The sequence below is a fragment of the Microbacterium sp. NPDC076911 genome (assembly GCF_040687125.1).
GTDB lineage: Bacteria > Actinomycetota > Actinomycetes > Actinomycetales > Microbacteriaceae > Microbacterium.
The window spans coordinates 1-13,716 of the sequence record NZ_JBFBMP010000007.1 but is presented as its reverse complement, the minus strand read 5'-3'; the positions used below and the strand labels follow the sequence as shown (position 1 = coordinate 13,716).

Below are 13,716 nucleotides of genomic sequence, written 5' to 3'. Positions count from 1 at the left end.
GTACGCCGGGAACCACGGAGACCTCGGGAACCACGGAGACCTCGGGAACTACGGAGACCTCGGGAACTACGGATACGTCGGGTACGTCGGGAACTACGGAGACCTCGGGTACGCCGGGAACTACGGAGACCTCGGGAACTACGGATACGTCGGGTACGTCGGGAACCACCGGAGATGATCTGGCAGTGACTGGCGGAACTGCTCAACCCGCGTTCGTCCTCGGAGGTTCGCTACTGGTTGCATTCGGAGCGCTGCTGGCGGCTCTCGGAATTCGTCGCCGTGGACGCAGCGGGACTGCTCGCGAGGGATAGCACCTGAGATCGCGATCGGGTCCTGCGCTAGCAGGACCCGATCGCTGTCGCGTTGTATAGCGACTCCGTTTCGTGTGGATACACACAGCAAGTCACCAAGTTGGAGCCACAGTTGGCCTCAACTCATATAGAAGATGCCGACATTGGTCGAGGAGAACGAGAAGCAATGAGTGAACCGCACTCGGAGTCGATTGAGCGCAGTATCGACAGCAAAGCACCCCGACCGCGTCGGATCTCAGCGAAAGCAGTTCGTCACACTGCTTTCGTCGCGGTAGCCATTCTGGGCGTGTGGCATATAGGGGCGACATTTCTGTATTCAACGCCGTCCACTCCGCTGCGCGAAGCGATCCCGGAAGCCGTGCTGACCAACTACAACTATCCGTTGTTTTCGCAGAATTGGAGCGTCTTTGCGCCAGAGCCCATCGCTGGGGACTACGGCTTTTCAGTTCGCGCGGCGCTCGAAGGGGCGGATGGCGAGTTGGTGAATACGGAGTGGGTCAACGTTGCAGCGGCCGAAGCCGATTTACTGCGCCACAACCCACTTTCGCCCCGTGCAGGGTATGCGGCCTACAGTCAGTCGCTGGCAACCAAATCAGCGTACGACGCGCTCACCGATGCTGAACGTGAAGTCATCGCCGATAGCTACTACCTGGGCGACGACTGGGCCTACGTATTAGAAGACGATCTCTTTGGTGTGGCTGAGTCGAGCAGCACTGTGCTGAACGCGTACCTCCGAGAAGAATGGCGCGCAACGGCGTACGCGACTCAAGTGGCGAAAGCCATGTGGGGCGACGGTGTGGCAACGGTGCAGTACTACGTCTCGACCAACTATTCGGTGCCCTTCGAAGAGCGCAACGCGGCAGATGCCACGGGAGTCATACTCGCGATGGATTCTGGGTGGCGCGGGTTGATCGAGCGACCAGGGCAAGGCGCTGATCGCTTCGCCGACGTCTTTCTCAATTTGGAGCTTGACTCCACAGAAGTGCAAGGAACCGAATGATCAACGCGGACGCCGTCGAGCAGCTGGAAGAATCAGCGGAGAATGACATAACGCCAACGGGGCAGCCGCAGGACGGCCGGCCAATGCGAGGGTCATCGTTTCCGGTCAGAGTGCGAGCCCAATTGAGTTCGCTCTTCGTACGTGCCGAGGACTGGGCTTTCGATAGCAAGAAGGCATTGTACGGCTTCGCGATCGTGAGGATCATCAGTGGTGTGACCATTTTGGGGTTCTTGGCTACCAATTTCTCCACTCGGTATTACAGCTACGGCTCCGGTTCAGCCTGGTCAGCCGAGGGAGTCATTCCGGTAAGCGCATTCTCAACGATGCCCATATTCGATATAGTGCACCGTTTCGCCTACAATGATCTGGCCTTTTCTGCCCTATACGGGCTACTGGCAGTGCTGGCCGTGTTGCTGATAGTCGGATACCGATTTCGGCTAGTCCTTCCCGCCCTGTTCGTCCTATGGGTCGGGCTGCTGGAACAGACATCGCTGTTCGGCGATATGAGTGACAATCTCTCGCGAATCGTGCTGTTTTTTCTCTTCTTCACTGGTGCTGCGGATGTGTGGTCGCTTGATGCCCGGCGTCGTCGCCGATGGGCGCACGGGGGCTCTTCAGCTTGGTTCATGCGGGTCGTCCGCAATCAGCCGGTACTCCCACCCTGGATCCCAAACCTCGTGCACAACGCGGCGCTCGCAATGCTTATTTATCAGATCTGTCTGGTCTACTTCACAGGGGGATTTTACAAACTGGCCGGCGAAAGCTGGAGAGAAGGAATTGCGGTCTGGTACCCGCTGCAGGTCAGCGTCTTTTCGACTTTTCCGGAGATCACGGGTCCTCTCTTGAACTGGGGCCCATTGGTAGCGGCAGCGACGTTGGGCACAGTTCTCGTGCAGATTTGGTTCCCCTGGATGCTACTCAACCGGTGGAGCAGAATTCTCGCGCTCGTTGTCATCATGGTGTTTCATGTCGCCATCGGCATCTTGATGGGCTTGTTTTGGTTCTCGTTGTGGATGGTCGCTTTGGACGCTGTTCTGATCCGTGACGTGAGCTATCAGAGACTTGCGCGTTGGGTCTCGCATGCTGTGCGGCGTACGCCGCGGCGAGAACCGAAGGACCAGCAGCCGGGGCCGAGGCGTACTGGTTTGGAAGAGCCTACGACGCCACCCAAGGTCACCGATCAGGCCCGGCGAGCTGCTGAAGAGCCGTCATTTGCACCTCTGCACCATGCATGATGCTGTCATCATCGGTAGCGGTCCAAACGGGCTAGCCGCCGCTATCACTTTGGCGAGGCAAGGCCTCAACGTCCACGTGATCGAGCGCAGCAGCACGGTCGGTGGAAACTGCCGTAGCGAGGACACGTTCGACTCCGGAGCCATTCACGACCCTGCGGCATCAGTGCACCCGATGGGATTGGCCTCGCCGTTCTTCCGTGACTTCGGGCTTGTGGAGCGCATACCTTTCGTCGTCCCAGAGGTGTCTTATGCTCATCCACTGGAAGGTGGCGATGCTGCTCTCGCATTTCGGAGCATGGCCGCCACGTGTGCAGGCCTCGGGAAGAGCGAAGGGGGGCGTTGGGAAGCGACATGGGATCCACTCGTCCAACATGCGGACCGATTCGCGCAGATCGCTCTGAACGCGCTACCTCCGCCGTTACGTTCTGATCTTCCTTCCTTAGCCTTGGCAGCTTCCGTCGCTGGTAGCGGAATGATAAGGCTTCTTTCCGCAAATACCAGGTCGTCTGCGCTGCTGTCAGGCGTGCTTGCGCATGCTGCCGCACCCTTCAGATCGCCCGCGACGCTCGCGGTAGGGATGGCATTGGTCACATTCGGCCACGCGCGCGGATGGGGTGTGCCCATTGGCGGAAGTCAAAAGATCGTCGATGTGCTGGTGGAAGACGCCATGGATCTTGGGGTGACATTCGAGTGCGATCGCGACGTCAGTCTGCCCGGCGAGCTTCCTGATGCTCGCGCCACCCTCTTTGCGACGTCACCGTCCACGTTGGTCGACGTCATGACGCTGTCATCAAGCCGATACGGTCGTGCTATCAACCGGTTTCGCTATGGCCCCGGAGCTTGTTCGATTGATTTGCTACTTGATGGACCGATCCCGTGGCGCGCACCAGGGGTCGCGGATGCTCCCACGGTGCACATCGGCGGTAGAGCAGCCGATATTCGTGCCGCAGGGGCGTCAGCGAGAACAGGCAGGCACGCTAGTGCGCCGTATGTGTTGGTCAACCAGGCGAGCAATCTCGATCCCACCCGTCGGTCAAGGGTGGGCTTGTTTCCGATTAGTGCGTACTGTCACGTGCCGAACAATTCGCAACAGGATCGCAGCCGGGCGATGCTTCAGCAGATCGAACGCTATGCGCCCGGTGTGCGCGACCGAATCGTTGATATCCGGGTAACCGTCGCGCGAGCGCGCGGAGTCCGTAACCCGGTCAACGTGGGCGGTGATATCAATGCGGGGGCTTTGTCCGTTCGCCAAATGATTGGGCGGCCAGTTTTGAGGAGCCAGCCGTATCGCACTCCGATCCCGGGCGTGTACCTGTGCTCTTCCTCGGCGGCACCTGGGACAGGGGTGCATGGGATGGCTGGGTATCGCGCGGCGCGAGTCGCGCTGCGCGACGTGTTTGGGTTTCGCAGTGCCGAAATAGGTGGCCATGTTTGACAGTCATGGTCGATAGGGCGCCCATGTTTTGTCGAAATATGCAGCCCGTGTGGGTGAACGGGGGGAGAAAGCGAACGAACGGCTAGGCGGTGCGCCAGCAGAGCCAACATTCTAGGGAAGGTTCCCTCAGGGGGGAACCGTGATCAGGGACCCGGGGGGTGCTGTGATTCGAGGCAATCACACAAACGTTTTTGAGGTGGCAACACAGCGCGCAAGTACTTCCGACGCTGCGATGCTGCGTCGCTCTTTAGATGCGCAAGCGGCAATCGTTCCGCGGCGTTTGAAGCAACGATTGGCGCAGGTTGATTCCTCGCCAATTATCTACCTGAGCGCAGGTGCTGGGTGGGGCAAATCTATCGCCGTCCGCAGCCTCGCTTTGCGTCGGATGCAGGAGGGCGCGCGGGTGAGAGTGGTCAGGCCAGAGAACGCGGTTTTGGGGCCGCAGTCGACCGCGGTTCGCCCCAGGCCGGAGGGCCGGAGCGGGAATGGGCCCCTCGTCTATGTCATGGACGGGGTCGTCGCCACTGATATGTCTGTTGTGGAACAGATCCTAGAAGGCAGAGATGTGCAGTTGATCATCGCCGCGCGCGCTGACGATTCTCTCATCCAATACGCGCATGCACGCGGGGTAACTGTCGGGAGGGTGACCGTCGATGACCTCCGCTTCGTTCCCGAGGATGTGGCAGCGATCGCTGAACGTCGCGGCATCAAAATTAGCGCAGCTAGTGCGGCATGGGCCACAAATGCGGTCGCAGGCTGGCCCAGCGCTTTGGCGTACTTCCCGCAAGAGCTCACCCGTGCAAAGCAATCCCGGGCCAAGAGTACTGCTGCAGCTATTGATGCAGCAGTAGACCATTCCCTCATGCTTGCGATAGGCCCACTGCTCACGCCCGATCAACTTTCTGAGTTGATTCCCAACGTGCTGACAGACCGAATCTCAGTTCGAACGCGGGGCAATGATGTCGACGAGCTTCGGCCACGCTTCGAGCTCCTGACGGCGCTTGCAGACCTCGGACTCGGCTCGTGGAGAAACTGACAGCGGCTGGAGGCGCCGATGCCTAATTGCGACTCTGATTTTGAGATCGCTGAACCGGCGCGGCGAGCTGTACTTCGGTTCGCCCGGTCCAGAGGTATCAGCCATGATGCCGGAGAAACTCTAGCAATCATTGAAAAACTCATCGGCCGGTCCGACTACGCGCAAGCTACCCGAGTGGCTCTTCGAGCGGGCCGATTTCGCCTAGCGGGCCAGTGCCTGCGGCGGGCGCTCAGCCTTGGCGCGCTGTCGTTCTCCCAGGACATTACGGAGTTGCTCGGCTCCGTGGCCGCAGATGACCTGCGGAAGGACCCCTTCCTAGCAGTCCTTGTTCTGCAGTTTGACCATATGCGAATGGACTACACCGACCGAACTGCGCTCATCCGTGCTGGAGAGTCGTTGGATACCGAGGCTGGCGCCGCATTGGCAGTGTCTATCCCGGGTGTGGAAACTGATTCGAGTGCGCTCGAAATGAGGTTGTGGGGCGCATTTTTGCGCATGATGTCATGCAAACTCGATCAAGATTGGTCGGGCGCGCGTGATGCCGCGAACGCCGTTCGCTCTCTTGTATCGGCAGAGTCCGAACCTTTGAAGCGGAACGCGCCGGCGCTGGTCGCAATCTGTCTGTCACAAATGCATCTCACGCGTGCGCTCGTGTCTGACCTTCGCAGTTCGCCGCCGCCAAGCTTTGCGGCCGATGCTCTCGCGCTTCACGAGGACGATCATGCTTTTGCGCTCGCGTCCGTGGCAATTGCGTCTTCGTTGCGGGGTGAGACCGCTGACGCGGCTCATTTCTTGGAGCAGGTGCACCCGATGGACCGGGTGCTCAATCAGGCGCCCCTCACGCAAGCCTTGCTCGCTGAAGCCCATACTTGGATGGCACTAGCCAGCCGTGATGGCGAGAGGCTTGGGGAGATGATTGCGGCGTGGCCCAAGAGCGCTGGTCGACGCCCAGAAATGCTGAACCTGCACCACTACTTCGTCGTGCGCCATGCTTACATGTCCGATAGCGCTGCGAATGCTCGAGCTTTGCTGAACCGCATTGAGATCGAGTCGACGCCACCGTGGCTTGCTGCGGAGATCCACGGGCTACGCGTGGAACAAGCCCTCGCCGACGGTCGTATTCTTCAGGCGGAAAGGATGCTCGGCAGCGCACCCGATCAAGTGGACCCGCAAGCTCCAGCCTTGCGACTAGCTTCGGTCATGGTGCGATGGCTCCAAGGCAAGATAACCGACGCGACCTTCCTTGCCAATTCGCTCAAAGGTGACCCAGCCGCAAGCCTGCGCTATCAGGCACGAGCCACCGCGGTTGGTGCGGTGTTGCACTGTTCAGCAGATGATGTGCCCATGGCACAACACGTATGGCGCGAGCTGCAGCCGGTGTTCGAAATAGGCTTTCTCGAACCCCTGGATGACGTGCCAGAAGAATTTGTAGCCTGCTTCAAGCTCGACGTCCAACGTCGGCCGGCAAGCAGGCCCCGTTTGCGTGCGCGGCTGCATAAAAACGAGCTGACCGCAAGAGAGCTCATCGTGCTGGGCGCGTTGGCGAGCAATAGTCGTGTCGAGCTGATTGCACAGCAGCTACACGTTTCGCCAAATACCGTCAAGACGCAGCTCCGAACTCTGTATCGAAAGCTCGGTGTGCACTCTAGGGACGAGGCGCTCCGTAAAGCCGTCGAATGGGGCGTCGTCTGAGGGGTTCGTGCCCGCCGCTCTCAGACTCTCTGGGCCAGTCGTGAACCGAACGGAGTCGCTCCATCGTATCCCGCAGGGATGAGGAACGACGCGCTTGCCGTGGGAGTGACGTAGGACAGCAAATCGTCCGTTTCATCCATTCGGAGTTGCGTCTTCACAAAGGTCCCAATGTCGTCTTGAAAACAAATGAAAAGCAGACCGTTGTCAGCGGGGAGGTCAGCCGCTACAGCGTTGCTGTAGCCATAGCCGCGACGAAGCATGAGCTTGCTTGCAGTGAAAGTAGGGTGAGCTGCGCGTACGTGCGATCGTAATGGGGTCAGATACTCGCCTTCAGGCGACTTCTTCAACAGATCAGCCTCAGACTCAAGGTTGCCACCTGTGAGCGGCGCGCCGCTCACACGCGTGCGGCCGATGACTTGATCTTGCGCCGCGCCGTCTAAAGCACGAAACTCATCAATCGCCAGGCGAAGTCTGCGAACTACAGCGATAGAGCCACCCGCAGCGGCTCCGGATCGTATCCACACGTTGTCGACCATCTCATCGTCGGTGCGAGGCACCACGATTCCGTCGTGATACCCGAGCGGGTTGCGCACGATTGTGCCGCTACCTGGGCCGCGAGCACCTGCTTGCGACCAGCGCACATGTGCGCGACTCAGCGATTGCAAGACCACGTCGCCGACTGCCTTCAGTACCGAGACATCGGAGCTATAGACGGCGATGAGTACGTCACCCCCGACCACCGAATCATGCATCGCGCTGTCACCTGCGAACGGCGGCAGTGGCCCGGCGTCCGGGAGATCGTTGTCGACGAGTGCGACGAGCCGCGGGCCTATACCGATTGTGACTGCTAAGTCGCCGGGGCCGTCTGGCAAAATGTCCGGGCTTGCCCTGTCGATGTCAGTGCAGGTGTCGACGACCTCACCCACGGAAGCAAGCCATGCGAGCAGTGACGGCTGGTCCGAGAGTGCGTCACTATCAGCGACGATTATGAGCGCGTGTGCCTGAGGCGTCGCCGGACGGTCAAGTCCGGCCTGATGTGCACCGCGGGAAGGCACCGGACCCGCACCGGGCTCGAGAGCGGCCTCAGGTGCCGCTGCAGGGACGCTAGGTCCGGGCGCTCCGAGGTTGACAGTGAGCGCTGCAGTCGCGACTCCGGCGCCAACGCCGACCCCGGCGACGAGAAGGTCACGACGACTCACGCTCTTCGACTGGTCGCGGCGGCGTTTCATTGTGCTCTACTCAGTTCGTGCAGAAGGTCTGCGGGTGGGGTCGCGACTTCGTCCAGGGGTGGCGGTGTGACGGTGTCTGGCAACAGACTGTTCTGCTCACCGGCTGTTTGAAGATTCGGCTGGTCTGGCGGGGGCGCGACAGCCAGAAAGCTGACGCCAGGCGGAACCGCCGAGAATGGAAGCGCGTCTGCTGTCGTGGCGGGCTGAGGATTGCCCGCAACGCAGCTGCTCAGAAAGTCGGTTGGCATTGTCTCGATCACTTCTCCGACCACGCAGTTTCCGCTTGCTGGCGCCCGTTGAGTCGCGATATTGGCCATGTCGATGGCGTTTTGAGTGAAAGTGTTGGCAAGGAACGTATTTGTCAGTGGTGCCATGTCCTCGGCGCTACTCAGCAACACGCCAGCGACGTCGTTGCCGGAAACAACGTTCTTCTCGAACGTGTTGCTCATGCCGCCGCTGACCCCAATGCCGATCCCAAAGCTGCCTTCGCCGTGCGCAGGGGACTGGGGCGTGTTGTTGTTGGAGACAACGTTGCCGATCACACTGTTTCCACGCTGTGGTGTCAGGGCTTCTTGATGACTGGACAAGAAAGTCATACCGATGCGGTTGCCGCTGAACCGGTTGCTGACGACCCATACGCTGTCGGACGCATTGGAGTTTTCGAAGCCGACTGCGTTATTCTCGGCAACGTTGTTCTGGACCAGAATGTTGCACTCTTCGCATTGGCCGACGTAGATGCCGCTGTCCGCGGAGCCCGAGGCGTAGGAGTTTACGATCGACCCGTTTTGCGCATCAAAAGCGTAAATTCCATAAAGTCCGTTGTTGTACGCCGTCACATGGTCGATCTTGAATCGCTGGACGGGTGGAAAGGCATCAACGTCTAGCCCTGAGTATCCGTCGTCGTCGCGCGCATGGCCCCCTGTCTCGTCATGAAACCCAGTGACGAGCACTCCGTAGAAAGTGGCGCGGGTCACCGTCAGATTCTCGATGCGAACTCCATCGGCGGTGGCGACTATGCCGTACGGGCGTAGTCCTTCACCATCAATCACTGTGCGGTTTCTATCCGTACCGCGGATGGTGATATCCGGAACATCGATCGCGACTTCTTCGGCGTACACGCCCTCGCCGACCAGAATCGTTCCGCCTGCGGACACAAGGTCCAACGCGCCAGAGATGGTTGCTGACTCTTCCGGTACTCTCACTAGATCTGACCGAACCTCGGAGATGCTGCCCTCCGCCCCGCAACCCGCAAAGAGCAGTGGAAAAAGCAACAGAGCTAACACACGGAGAACTTTGCTCGCGGTTAAAGACTGCTCGGGCTGCGTCGAGGGCACATCGGCGGTTTGGGCTCTGTGTAGCGGGGCGGGTGTGAATTTCGAGTGCATCTCGGCCTTGGAATGGTTAGAGTTCGTTTGCTTGGACGCACTGCACATGGAAGCGGCGCTGGAAAGCCCTGGGGGGGACATTTCCAGCGCCGCGGGCGGGTGCTAAGACCACGGCCCCATACTGATTCCCGTCGGGATTGGACTCAATGCGCGTCTCCGAAGCGGGAATATCGCATTGCTCGCGCCGAGCTGAGTTGCTGCGATGGCGTCGGGCGATGGCAGTTTCTCGTCGTCGGTTTCATCGGTTGTGTGCCTCACACGGCGAAGTTAGCATCCTGCAACGTCGGCGAGAGGACGTTCATGGCGGGGCGCCTTGTGGCGGTGCCGACCCAGCGCCGTAGGCCGCAGGCAATTATGCCGTTTGGCCTGGGTATTATTGCATTATTCCGGAACGGTGGTGCGAGTCTTGGGAATGGTCGCTATCCCCCGCACATGGGCCACGGGGAGTTGTTAGGACGATCACGCCAAACCTGAGCGCTTGGGGCAGGGTTAAATATATACCTGATAAAACCGCGAAAAACGGAACAGCGTGCCGTCGTGATCAGCTCGGGAACTATGGCAGCACAGTCGGGGTGAAGATGAGGGTGAATCGGTTGGGAGGTGACTCGGAGGGGCCCATAGTTTGGATGGATCAAGCGGATTCGGCGCCGGTGGACATGCGGCCGACTCGGCCCTGCTTGATGGCCCCTTCGGTCTCGCCTTCGCCGATCCCGACGGCTTCCAGATCGCCCTCCACGACCAAGCGTTAAGCGCAGACGACACCACCCGACTGCGGCCCACAACCGCGCAGCGCCTCCGTCTTGGTGCTCGGAGCCCCTGATGAGGGATTGTCTTGCGGCCGGGACCTGCAATCTGTCTAGCTTGTTCGGGCAGTGTGGTGGCCCGCGAGGTGGTGCGACCGAGGCGTGTGTAGTTGAGTTTGCCTCGGTTGTCCCAAGGGCCCCGAGTATCTCGAGGATGCCGATTCGGGGCCTTCCTGAAGTGCATAGAGTGCGTGGAGCGTGACCCGCCGCAGCGTGGGAATCAATCGTGGGTGCTTCGCTCTTTGAGGGCATGAGCGGGCCGGATCTTGGGGCTGAGCCTTCTTGCGACCGAAGGGCTTTCTCCCTCCTTGTTCTTTCGCTGCTGCGTGCAACGTGGTCGGCTACCTGCGTCGGAATCCCGACCACGGCCTAGAGACGCTGATGGAACCGGGTTCGATCATTGCCGATCCTCCACGCGATGTCGCATTGCGCGGGCAGCGTGCGCGGTGCAGAGCTGATGATTTGCCGAGGACCGCGTTGATCATGCGGTTGAACCAGGTGCTGGGGGAGATCTAGTAGTTCGTGGCGGACGCGCAGACGCGCATCGGGGACAGAGCGGATTTCGTCGCGGTCAGCTATTGGGTGCAGCGAGTGCGGCACGGATGGCTTCGCGTGCCTTCCCAAGAATTCGTTGCCGCGCGTCTTCCTGGTCGAGCGGATAGCTCCACCTGAATAACGCCATAATCGCCGAAATTTTTCGTATTTCCTCCGAAACAAGAGTGAAACGCGTCGCGCTTAGCTTCTTCCTCAAGCCCGGTTGCAATATTTTGCTATATTTTCCGATAAATGCCGGGTGCTCCATTTCATGCTCCACTCATTGCTCCACCCTCATCCTTAGGAGTCCTGCGTGCCCAACATGACCTGCTCACGCTCAGGCCAGAGAACGCGGTTTTGGGGCCGCAGTCGACCGCGGTTCGCCCCAGGCCGGAGGGCCGGAGCGGGAATGGGCCCCTCGTCTATGTCATGGACGGGGTCGTCGCCACTGATATGTCTGTTGTGGAACAGATCCTAGAAGGCAGAGATGTGCAGTTGATCATCGCCGCGCGCGCTGACGATTCTCTCATCCAATACGCGCATGCACGCGGGGTAACTGTCGGGAGGGTGACCGTCGATGACCTCCGCTTCGTTCCCGAGGATGTGGCAGCGATCGCTGAACGTCGCGGCATCAAAATTAGCGCAGCTAGTGCGGCATGGGCCACAAATGCGGTCGCAGGCTGGCCCAGCGCTTTGGCGTACTTCCCGCAAGAGCTCACCCGTGCAAAGCAATCCCGGGCCAAGAGTACTGCTGCAGCTATTGATGCAGCAGTAGACCATTCCCTCATGCTTGCGATAGGCCCACTGCTCACGCCCGATCAACTTTCTGAGTTGATTCCCAACGTGCTGACAGACCGAATCTCAGTTCGAACGCGGGGCAATGATGTCGACGAGCTTCGGCCACGCTTCGAGCTCCTGACGGCGCTTGCAGACCTCGGACTCGGCTCGTGGAGAAACTGACAGCGGCTGGAGGCGCCGATGCCTAATTGCGACTCTGATTTTGAGATCGCTGAACCGGCGCGGCGAGCTGTACTTCGGTTCGCCCGGTCCAGAGGTATCAGCCATGATGCCGGAGAAACTCTAGCAATCATTGAAAAACTCATCGGCCGGTCCGACTACGCGCAAGCTACCCGAGTGGCTCTTCGAGCGGGCCGATTTCGCCTAGCGGGCCAGTGCCTGCGGCGGGCGCTCAGCCTTGGCGCGCTGTCGTTCTCCCAGGACATTACGGAGTTGCTCGGCTCCGTGGCCGCAGATGACCTGCGGAAGGACCCCTTCCTAGCAGTCCTTGTTCTGCAGTTTGACCATATGCGAATGGACTACACCGACCGAACTGCGCTCATCCGTGCTGGAGAGTCGTTGGATACCGAGGCTGGCGCCGCATTGGCAGTGTCTATCCCGGGTGTGGAAACTGATTCGAGTGCGCTCGAAATGAGGTTGTGGGGCGCATTTTTGCGCATGATGTCATGCAAACTCGATCAAGATTGGTCGGGCGCGCGTGATGCCGCGAACGCCGTTCGCTCTCTTGTATCGGCAGAGTCCGAACCTTTGAAGCGGAACGCGCCGGCGCTGGTCGCAATCTGTCTGTCACAAATGCATCTCACGCGTGCGCTCGTGTCTGACCTTCGCAGTTCGCCGCCGCCAAGCTTTGCGGCCGATGCTCTCGCGCTTCACGAGGACGATCATGCTTTTGCGCTCGCGTCCGTGGCAATTGCGTCTTCGTTGCGGGGTGAGACCGCTGACGCGGCTCATTTCTTGGAGCAGGTGCACCCGATGGACCGGGTGCTCAATCAGGCGCCCCTCACGCAAGCCTTGCTCGCTGAAGCCCATACTTGGATGGCACTAGCCAGCCGTGATGGCGAGAGGCTTGGGGAGATGATTGCGGCGTGGCCCAAGAGCGCTGGTCGACGCCCAGAAATGCTGAACCTGCACCACTACTTCGTCGTGCGCCATGCTTACATGTCCGATAGCGCTGCGAATGCTCGAGCTTTGCTGAACCGCATTGAGATCGAGTCGACGCCACCGTGGCTTGCTGCGGAGATCCACGGGCTACGCGTGGAACAAGCCCTCGCCGACGGTCGTATTCTTCAGGCGGAAAGGATGCTCGGCAGCGCACCCGATCAAGTGGACCCGCAAGCTCCAGCCTTGCGACTAGCTTCGGTCATGGTGCGATGGCTCCAAGGCAAGATAACCGACGCGACCTTCCTTGCCAATTCGCTCAAAGGTGACCCAGCCGCAAGCCTGCGCTATCAGGCACGAGCCACCGCGGTTGGTGCGGTGTTGCACTGTTCAGCAGATGATGTGCCCATGGCACAACACGTATGGCGCGAGCTGCAGCCGGTGTTCGAAATAGGCTTTCTCGAACCCCTGGATGACGTGCCAGAAGAATTTGTAGCCTGCTTCAAGCTCGACGTCCAACGTCGGCCGGCAAGCAGGCCCCGTTTGCGTGCGCGGCTGCATAAAAACGAGCTGACCGCAAGAGAGCTCATCGTGCTGGGCGCGTTGGCGAGCAATAGTCGTGTCGAGCTGATTGCACAGCAGCTACACGTTTCGCCAAATACCGTCAAGACGCAGCTCCGAACTCTGTATCGAAAGCTCGGTGTGCACTCTAGGGACGAGGCGCTCCGTAAAGCCGTCGAATGGGGCGTCGTCTGAGGGGTTCGTGCCCGCCGCTCTCAGACTCTCTGGGCCAGTCGTGAACCGAACGGAGTCGCTCCATCGTCCGTTTCATCCATTCGGAGTTGCGTCGCGCCAATCGTGGGTGCTTCGCTCTTTGAGGGCATGAGCGGGCCGGATCTTGGGGCTGAACTTTCTTGCGACCGAAGGGCTTTGTCCCTCCTTGTTCTTTCGCTGCTGCGTGCAACGTGGTCGCCACGTGCATCGTTACCGTCGCCGCTTTCGCGATTGTGGGGGCATTGGTTTCGGGTAGTGGTGCGCCTGCCTCGCGAACAGTGAATACGCGGAGGGGTCTGCTGAAGGTTTGGTTGACTCGGGTTTCTTGTCTACGCGACCAGGTCGACCGCGGTTCTCATTATGGTCTCGAACTCGACCGGTGTGAG

Annotated in this window: 10 protein-coding genes; 7 read left to right on the top strand and 3 right to left on the bottom strand. The window is 59.9% G+C overall.

From position 1 onward, the window contains the following. Positions 1–477: 477 nt before the first annotated feature. From AB0O81_RS12040 to AB0O81_RS12020, 5 genes are all read left to right on the top strand, one after another. Positions 478–1,311 (top strand): DUF5819 family protein, encoded by an 834-nt coding sequence (locus AB0O81_RS12040; RefSeq protein WP_363584574.1) that lies wholly within the window; start codon positions 478–480, stop codon positions 1,309–1,311. Further along, positions 1,308–2,546, top strand: coding sequence for an HTTM domain-containing protein (locus AB0O81_RS12035; RefSeq protein WP_363584572.1), 1,239 nt, complete (start codon positions 1,308–1,310; stop codon positions 2,544–2,546). The genes AB0O81_RS12040 and AB0O81_RS12035 overlap by 4 nt, the downstream gene beginning before the upstream one ends. Continuing rightward, positions 2,539–3,981: an NAD(P)/FAD-dependent oxidoreductase gene (locus AB0O81_RS12030; protein ID WP_363584570.1), complete on the top strand. Its 1,443-nt coding sequence runs from the start codon at positions 2,539–2,541 to the stop codon at positions 3,979–3,981. Before AB0O81_RS12035 ends, AB0O81_RS12030 begins: the two co-directional genes overlap by 8 nt. Before the next feature lie 505 nt (positions 3,982–4,486). Then, complete coding sequence (locus tag AB0O81_RS12025; protein WP_363584562.1) at positions 4,487–5,017, top strand: hypothetical protein; 531 nt, start codon at positions 4,487–4,489, stop codon at positions 5,015–5,017. 810 nt (positions 5,018–5,827) lie between these two features. After that, positions 5,828–6,709, top strand: a complete 882-nt coding sequence (locus tag AB0O81_RS12020; RefSeq protein ID WP_363584560.1) for a LuxR C-terminal-related transcriptional regulator — start codon at positions 5,828–5,830, stop codon at positions 6,707–6,709. 20 nt (positions 6,710–6,729) lie between these two features. Here AB0O81_RS12020 and AB0O81_RS12015 read toward each other — a convergent pair whose 3' ends face one another. The 3 genes from AB0O81_RS12015 to AB0O81_RS12005 all read right to left on the bottom strand — a co-directional run bounded on the left by AB0O81_RS12015 (position 6,730) and on the right by AB0O81_RS12005 (position 10,940). After that, entirely contained in the window at positions 6,730–7,938 is a 1,209-nt protein-coding gene (locus tag AB0O81_RS12015) for a Dyp-type peroxidase (protein WP_363584568.1), read from the bottom strand. Beyond that, the gene (locus AB0O81_RS12010) at positions 7,935–9,140 is read right to left on the bottom strand and encodes a right-handed parallel beta-helix repeat-containing protein (protein ID WP_363584566.1); all 1,206 of its coding nucleotides are present in this window, start codon (positions 9,138–9,140) and stop codon (positions 7,935–7,937) included. The genes AB0O81_RS12015 and AB0O81_RS12010 overlap by 4 nt, the downstream gene beginning before the upstream one ends. Before the next feature lie 1,557 nt (positions 9,141–10,697). Further along, the gene (locus AB0O81_RS12005) at positions 10,698–10,940 is read right to left on the bottom strand and encodes a hypothetical protein (protein ID WP_363584564.1); all 243 of its coding nucleotides are present in this window, start codon (positions 10,938–10,940) and stop codon (positions 10,698–10,700) included. Between the two features lie 149 nt (positions 10,941–11,089). On the opposite strand from AB0O81_RS12005, the gene AB0O81_RS12000 reads away from it, so the two are divergent. Together AB0O81_RS12000 and AB0O81_RS11995 are read left to right on the top strand one after the other, a co-directional pair. Next, positions 11,090–11,620 (top strand): hypothetical protein, encoded by a 531-nt coding sequence (locus tag AB0O81_RS12000; protein ID WP_363584562.1) that lies wholly within the window; start codon positions 11,090–11,092, stop codon positions 11,618–11,620. An 810-nt stretch (positions 11,621–12,430) separates the two neighbouring features. Continuing rightward, on the top strand, positions 12,431–13,312 hold the full coding sequence (locus tag AB0O81_RS11995) for a LuxR C-terminal-related transcriptional regulator (RefSeq protein ID WP_363584560.1): 882 nt from the start codon (positions 12,431–12,433) through the stop codon (positions 13,310–13,312). Positions 13,313–13,716: the final 404 nt, after the last annotated feature.

Coding starts and splice junctions, on each gene's coding strand:
- AB0O81_RS12000 (WP_363584562.1), top strand. CDS start 11,090: ATGGACGGGGTCGTCGCCACTGATATGTCTGTTGTGGAACAGATCCTA.
- AB0O81_RS12035 (WP_363584572.1), top strand. CDS start 1,308: ATGATCAACGCGGACGCCGTCGAGCAGCTGGAAGAATCAGCGGAGAAT.
- AB0O81_RS12040 (WP_363584574.1), top strand. CDS start 478: ATGAGTGAACCGCACTCGGAGTCGATTGAGCGCAGTATCGACAGCAAA.
- AB0O81_RS12025 (WP_363584562.1), top strand. CDS start 4,487: ATGGACGGGGTCGTCGCCACTGATATGTCTGTTGTGGAACAGATCCTA.
- AB0O81_RS12015 (WP_363584568.1), bottom strand. CDS start 7,938: ATGAAACGCCGCCGCGACCAGTCGAAGAGCGTGAGTCGTCGTGACCTT.
- AB0O81_RS12030 (WP_363584570.1), top strand. CDS start 2,539: ATGCATGATGCTGTCATCATCGGTAGCGGTCCAAACGGGCTAGCCGCC.
- AB0O81_RS12020 (WP_363584560.1), top strand. CDS start 5,828: ATGGACCGGGTGCTCAATCAGGCGCCCCTCACGCAAGCCTTGCTCGCT.
- AB0O81_RS11995 (WP_363584560.1), top strand. CDS start 12,431: ATGGACCGGGTGCTCAATCAGGCGCCCCTCACGCAAGCCTTGCTCGCT.